Source organism: uncultured Enterococcus sp. (assembly GCF_913775425.1).
Lineage (GTDB): Bacteria > Bacillota > Bacilli > Lactobacillales > Enterococcaceae > Enterococcus_G.
The window spans coordinates 1-7107 of record NZ_CAJYIS010000047.1 but is presented as its reverse complement, the minus strand read 5'-3'; the positions used below and the strand labels follow the sequence as shown (position 1 = coordinate 7107).

The window sequence follows — 7107 nt, the reverse complement described above, 5'->3', positions numbered from 1 at the left end:
GTTGATTTCCCTTCGCCTGGTCCTGAGGAAGTAATAACAACAGTCTTAATTTCATGGTCAGAAGATGATGCAAAACGAATATTAGTCCGAATCGTACGATATTGCTCTGAAATAGGAGACGATTGATCCATTAGGGTAATTAACGCTACAGGATTTGTTGTTTCTTTATTACGTTTATTTTTTTTTTGTTTTTTAGCCATTGAAATATCCTCCTAAATTCTTGAACGACTACGTCTTGTTGTTTTTTTATCTGTTTCTCCCAAACGATTTTCACTAATTGTTTCTTCACTAGATTCTGTATTTTTACTAATAGCTTGCGCAGATGCTAGTTTCTTAGCTTTTTTAATATAATTCGTAATGTCTTTATCAGATATATCAGGAACTGTCCCCAAGATAGTAAAGCCTAATTCTTCTACGATAAATTGCGAATCTTTAACAGTACGATCCATAAGCTCAGCAATAATTGCAAAAGCTATACCTAAAATCAGACCAGCAATCAATCCTGCCAAAAGAAAAAGTTTGTGATTAGGTGAAACTGGAGTCGTATCAACAACCGCATTTGAAATAATCGTAATTCGATCGATATTTAAAACATCCTTAGCATTTTCTTTAAAAATATTAGCAACAGTATTAGCAATGTTAGCAGCTTCGCTAGCTTTAGGACTTTTAGCAATAATTGAAAACATTTGAGAATTTTGATTTTGTTTTACCGATATAGACGATTTAATTTGTTCAGGATTCATCTTTAAATTGTAATCACTTTTCAAACGGTCTTCTACTTGATTTAAAACCAAATCACTGACAATAAAATCTTTATATGTATTAATCATCTGTAAATTACTATTTACATCGTTAACATTAGTATTTTCTGTTTGAGGTAGCGTTACAACTAATTGTGCTTGAGAACTATATTTTGGAGTGATCACAAAAAATGTTACTACTGCTGCTCCCGCAATTCCTAAGAGACCCCACAATAAAATCATTGTAATTCTTTTTAATAAAATATTTAGTAATTGTTTTATACTATATGCTTGCTCCATATGCTTTCGATTTCTCCTATCGGTTAAATTAATTAACAATATCCAATTGTTTATCTAGTTCTTTCTTTACTCGATCAAGCTCCACTTGTGATACATCTTGGTAGGATACGCCATCTTTCATAAATCCTTCTCCTTGTAATTGATCCATCTCAATTTTTTTGAAGGAATCACGATATTTCTGTGCTAGACTTACCATTTCATCAAAACTCAAATCAGTTTGAATGTTGTCACCTAATGAATCTAGTATACTCTTATATCTAGTCACATTATTAATATCAATGGCTTTGTCTGCAATTGCTGCAATAACTTTTCGTTGACGTTCTTGACGACCATAATCTCCACGTGGATCTTCTTTACGCATTTGTGAGTAATGAAGTGCTTCTTCTCCATTTAAATGTAATTTTCCATAAGCAAATGTCGATCCTTCATACGTAAATTGGATATCATTTGAAATATCGATGCCACCTATTTCATCGACAACTGTTTTAATTCCTGCCATGTTAATCGAGATATAATGATCAATTGGCACATTTAATAATTTTTCAACAGTATCCATCGCCATTGCTGGCCCACCAAACGCATAAGCATGATTAATTTTATCTTCGGTACCATGGCCTACAATTTCAGCGTATGTATCTCTTTCTAAACTCACAATGCGAGTAGATTCTTTACGTGGATTGACCGCTACAAACATCATCGAATCTGAACGGCCTTGATCGATGCGCCCGTAATCTCCTGTATCGATCCCCATCAATAAGATACTAAATGGATCACCTTCTGTGACTTCGACTTCACGGGTCGGATCGATTTTATTTTTACGATCGACTGCGTGATAGGCTTTATCTGCTGCACCTTTGACATCAAAGTACACTTTCGCACTGACTCCACCGACGATAACAACTAATGTAATCACGACTCCAAATACTGTCCACATGATTTTTTTCCCGATAGAACTTTTTCTACTTCTTCGTGCCATAATTCTTCTCCGATCTTTATGATTTGATTATTCTTTTTTATGAAGCTTGATTGGTTGTTGAATCTGTTGCGCCTTGTGTATCGACAGCTGCACCTTGCGAGCTTGCTGGTGTTTCTGATGACGGTGTCGTACTTGGTGTCGTTTCCGCTGGTGTTTTTGATGACGGCGTCGTACTTGGTGTCGTCGGTTGTACTGGTGTTACCGGTTGTTGATAACTTGGCGTCGTTGGTTGTTGATAAGTTGGTGTTTCTGGTACATACGTTGGTTCTTCATAGGTTGACTCTGATGTTTCAACGACTGGTTCCGTTGATTCAACAGTGCTCTCAACCGTACTTTCCACTGTTTGTTCGACTGTACTTTCAACAACAGGTGTTGCAGCTAATGCTAATTGATTTGCGATTTCTGTTGCTTGCGCTGAAAGTTCAGCTTGGACTTCCGGGTTTTTGACTTTTTCTATCTCAGTCACTAAGTTTGCTTGGGCTTCAGCAGTCGCTTGTTCGCTGATTACACCATTTGGTAGTAATTCTTCGATCGTTTTACGAATCGATTTGATTTGATTGACTTGATCAGTCGCACTCTTTAGGTATTGATTCATGACTTTTGTCCAGTCATCGTCAGCTAAGTTCTTCATTTGTTCTTTGGCGTTATTGACAGTCGTATCTTTTACGTCTGCTTTGATATACGCATTCTCGTCAAATTTTTCCCAATCGGTAATCGGTTCACTAAATAGGTCTGTTGTCGCATTTTGTGTCGCTAATTTCTTTTGAGCGATACTGATCTGTTCACCTAGTTCTGATTTGCTTTGATTAAAAGCTTCGATTTGCTGGGTTAATTTTTTGTCTTTTACATCTAAGCGACTGTTGTCTGCTTTGATATCTGATAATTTTTTAGAAACCACATCGATCTGTTCTTTCGTCAAATCCTTTTTTAGGAAGACTTTTTTATCTGAAGCATATAAGCCATCCACTAATTTTTGGACTTCTGGTAATTGTTTTTTTTCTTGATCGATCAATGAGATCACGTATTCGACGTTTTGTTCATTTTGACGATCTGCATTTACTTTGTAACCAACTGCTACGACTCCAACTGCCACGATTCCAACTGCGATTACTCCAATAGTAGATTTTACATTTTTTGCCATAAGATGGGCTTCACTCCTATACCTAATGTGGTTTGTTTTTTATGTATCGAAATTATTTAAATTCGCTATGTAAATTTGATTTACACAATCACAATAAGACTACAGAATTATTTAAGATAAGTCAAAACTTTTTTCAAGAAAAAAATCTTATTTTCAAGTATTTTGTTCGATTATTGGGAAAATTTTAGATTTATCAAGGTTTTTTTAATAGATTTTTAGGGGTTGTAGGTGTCTTGACTGTATTTTTCGCATTTTTAAATATATTTCGTTATTTTTTCATATTTTCTTCACATCTATTGCTTGAAAAAAGTACCTAGCCACAAAGGGCCGGTACTTTTGATTGTTTAATTTAAGATTGTCACTTTTACATTAAATTTGCGTCCCCAAGCTGTACATTGTTCCACAGTTGGAAAATGAACATCGATGATATTGCCTTTGATCGCGCCACCTGTATCTGCCGCGATTGCTGTGCCGTATCCTTCGACGTTGACGATCGATCCGATTGGGATCACGGATGGATCTACTGCGATTACTTGAGGGTTTTGTCTCAAGTCGATACCGTTGAAGGTAAAGTTTGAACTTCCTGCTTCAGCACGTGAATACGCTGTAGCTTGAACGTAGACAACTTTGCCATTAGTTGCAGGTGTTTCTGCTTTTGGTGTTTCTGCTGGTGTCGTTGTTTCAGTTTTTGGTGTTTCTGCTTGTGTTGTTTCAGTTGTTGTTTGTGTTTCTTTAGTCGACTCGCTTGTTGCTTGTGTAGTTTTTTCATCTGCAGCTTTTTTAGCAGCAGCTTCTGCTTCTTGTTCTTTTTGAGCCGCTTCTGCTTGCGCTTTCGCTTGGGCTTCTTGTTCTGCTTTTTCTTTAGCTGCACGTTCAGCTTCCGCTTTAAGTCTTGATTCCTCAACTAATTTACTACTTGCGATTTGTGCAAGTTGATCTTGTTTATCTGCTAACTCGGTTTGTAAGGCTGCGACTTTCGTGTCTAGCGTTTGTGCTTGTGTCGTTAAGTCTGCTTGGTTGGCTTCTAACGTTTTTTGCGTTGTTTGTGCATCAGCTTTCAAGTCTTCTAGTTTTTGTGTCGCTTCATTTAAACTTTCGATCGTTGCTTTTTCAGATTGTTGCATCACAGTGATCGCATAGACACCATTGATAAAGTCTTGGATACTTTTCGCATTGAGCAACATTTCCAATTTACTATCGCTCGCTTGATTGATTTGGATACTTTTCAAACGCTCGGCTACGACTGCTTTACGTTTTTCGATCGTTGCTTGTGTTTTTTCGATATCACTTGTGATCGTCGCTAGCTTTTCTTGATTGTCCGCGATCTGTGTCTGTAGATCAGTGACTTTTTGATAGGCGTCATTGACTTCTGTCAGCGCTGCTTGAACCTCCGCACTTATTTCTTGGCTTTGTTTGGTGACTTGTGCTTCTTGTTGATTCAATGTGTCTAATGACTCCGCTTGAATCATCGTTGGTGTAAGTAATTGGATTCCCATTACTGTAATCACACTAGCAAGTACATGTTTTCGTTTCAAACAGCCCGACCCCTTTCATTTCATCTCTTTGTTATTTTATCCCGATACATTTCTAACGTTTCCTATTATACCCAATGTTTTCTCGTCATATATGACAACTATTTTACAGATTATTACATTTTTATGTATTTGATTTCAGTTTTTACTAATGTAGCGGCTTTCTCGCTTTTCTTTCATCTGAATGACATCTAAGCGTAACATAACTGTATTTATGCAAACTAGATTGAAATCTTTCTTTTCTTTACATTTTGAAGTACACTAGAAGTATTCTTTTTTCTATTGTGCTATATAATAGAAGTAAAATTATTTTTTGGGAGGTTTTTTATGTTTGAATTGTTTGCTCATGCGCGCAATTACCGAAAGCAATTGATTCTTGGACCCTTTTTTAAATTTTTAGAAGCCGTCTTTGAATTGATCCTACCTTTGCAGATGGCGCGCTTGATCGACGCTGGTATCAGACAAAATGATTGGAACGAAGTGGTACGAATGGTGATCTGGATGGTCGCGATGTCTGTTATCGGTCTCGTTTGTGCTGTTATTTGTCAATATTACGCTTCGATCGCTTCACAAGGATTTGGGACGGAGTTACGTAATCAGTTGATGAAAAAGATCAATACGTTATCTCACGATGAATTGAATCAATTTGGGACAGATACGTTGATCACTCGGATGACCAATGATATCAATCAATTGCAGCTTGCACTTGCTATGCTGATCCGTTTGGTCGTCCGTGCACCCTTTTTAAGTATTGGTGCGATCATCATGGCCTTTTATATCGATTGGCAAACTGGTCTTTTATTTTTGATCGTCCTACCGATTTTTTGTGTCATCTTGTATTTGATCATCTCACGTTCAGTGCCACTCTATAAAAAAGTGCAAGAACGTTTGGATCGCTTAAATGAATTGGTCAGTCAAAACTTAAGTGGGGTCCGCGTGATCCGTGCTTTTTCTCGTACAAAAGAACAAACGACTCAGTTTAATGAAGCAACTGATTCACTCAATCGTGTTTACTTGCGTGTCGGCAATCTGTCTGCACTCCTTACACCAGCAACAACGATGTTGATGAACTTTGGAATCATTATTTTGTTTTATCTAGGTGGCTTAAAAGTCAATAGCGGAAATCTTGAACAAGGTGAACTGCTTGCTTTAGTCAACTATATGAATCAGATGTTACTTGCCTTGATCGTCGTTTCAAACTTGGTCTTGATCTTTACTCGTGCCGCGGCTTCCGCGAATCGTGTCAAAGAAATCTTGAATGTGGATCCAACGATCGTATCGACTACAGATACCAGTGCTAAAACTAAATTAGCCGGTGAGATCGAATTTAAAGATGTTGATTTTCGTTATGGTCCAAAATATGGTCTGGCACTAAAACACATCAATTTCAAAGTTACACCCGGAACGACTGTCGGCATCATCGGACCGACAGGTAGTGGGAAATCAACAGTTACGCAACTGATCCCTCGTTTTTACGATACGAGTAGTGGTCAAGTCTTACTTGATGGAATCGATGTCCATGACTTTACTTTAGAAACCTTGCGTAGTGAAATCACGATGGTGCCGCAAACGGCTGTCTTATTTAGTGGAACGATCCGTGAAAACTTGCAATGGGGAAAAAAAGATGCGACGGATGAAGAGTGTTGGGAAGCGATCACGATCGCTCAAGCACGTGAATTTGTCGAAGGATTACCTGATGGTCTAGATACACGCATTTTTGAAGGTGGGAAAAACTTCTCTGGTGGGCAACGTCAACGTTTGACCATCGCACGAGCGATCATCGCCAAACCTGCGATCTTGATCTTAGATGATTCACTAAGCGCATTGGATTATCAAACCGATCTCTTGCTGCGTAAAGCCTTGCAACAATTAAACGGCACAGTCATCATTATCTCGCAACGCGTGCGCTCGATCCAACAAGCTGAGCAGATTTTAGTGATGGATAGTGGCGAGTTACTTGCTCAAGGAACCCATAGTGAACTAATGGAAACTTCTGAAGAATATCGCGAGATCGTCGCTTCACAAGAGGAGGAAACGGAATGAATGCGAAAAAAACCGATTGGACGGCGTTTCGCCAGTTCCTTCCCTATTTAGGAAAATATAAATTAGAAAATGGACTAGCGATCATTTTAGGGATCTTCAATGGTCTAAGTGCAGTTTTGATGAGTTTAGAGATTGGTCGAGCGATCGACCAAATGATTGGCAAAGGCCAAGTAAACTTTCGCGGCTTGACGCGTGAATTGATCTTCTTTGCCATCTTGATTTTGATCAACGTCATCAGTCAATGGTTGATCCAACGACTAGGAAATCGTGTGGCTTATGGAGCTGCCAAAGATCTACGCGAAGAATCGTTTGAACACCTAAATCGTTTGCCACTACGCTATTACGACCAAGAAGCACATGGTAGTATCGTTTCTC

The 7107-nt window shown here is 38.2% G+C and carries 6 protein-coding genes and 1 pseudogene; 2 read left to right on the top strand and 5 right to left on the bottom strand.

Features of this window, described 5'->3' with window-relative positions; translation table 11 throughout:
• The 5 genes and pseudogenes from QZ413_RS05130 to QZ413_RS05110 form a co-directional block, all read right to left on the bottom strand.
• Positions 1–200, bottom strand: a pseudogene (locus tag QZ413_RS05130) (tyrosine protein kinase); the annotation flags it as partial.
• A 12-nt stretch (positions 201–212) separates the two neighbouring features.
• The gene (locus tag QZ413_RS05125; RefSeq protein ID WP_297077189.1) at positions 213–1040 is read right to left on the bottom strand and encodes a YveK family protein; all 828 of its coding nucleotides are present in this window, start codon (positions 1038–1040) and stop codon (positions 213–215) included.
• Between the two features lie 28 nt (positions 1041–1068).
• Positions 1069–2016, bottom strand: coding sequence for an LCP family protein (locus QZ413_RS05120; RefSeq protein ID WP_297077187.1), 948 nt, complete (start codon positions 2014–2016; stop codon positions 1069–1071).
• A 37-nt stretch (positions 2017–2053) separates the two neighbouring features.
• Positions 2054–3157: a hypothetical protein gene (locus tag QZ413_RS05115; protein WP_297077185.1), complete on the bottom strand. Its 1104-nt coding sequence runs from the start codon at positions 3155–3157 to the stop codon at positions 2054–2056.
• A gap of 344 nt (positions 3158–3501) precedes the next feature.
• Positions 3502–4692, bottom strand: a complete 1191-nt coding sequence (locus tag QZ413_RS05110) for a 3D domain-containing protein (RefSeq protein ID WP_297077183.1) — start codon at positions 4690–4692, stop codon at positions 3502–3504.
• Between the two features lie 324 nt (positions 4693–5016).
• On the opposite strand from QZ413_RS05110, the gene QZ413_RS05105 reads away from it, so the two are divergent.
• The gene (locus tag QZ413_RS05105) at positions 5017–6732 is read left to right on the top strand and encodes an ABC transporter ATP-binding protein (protein WP_297077181.1); all 1716 of its coding nucleotides are present in this window, start codon (positions 5017–5019) and stop codon (positions 6730–6732) included.
• Positions 6729–7107: ABC transporter transmembrane domain-containing protein (locus tag QZ413_RS05100; protein ID WP_297077179.1), on the top strand; the 379-nt coding region annotated here is incomplete at its 3' end. The genes QZ413_RS05105 and QZ413_RS05100, both read left to right, overlap by 4 nt.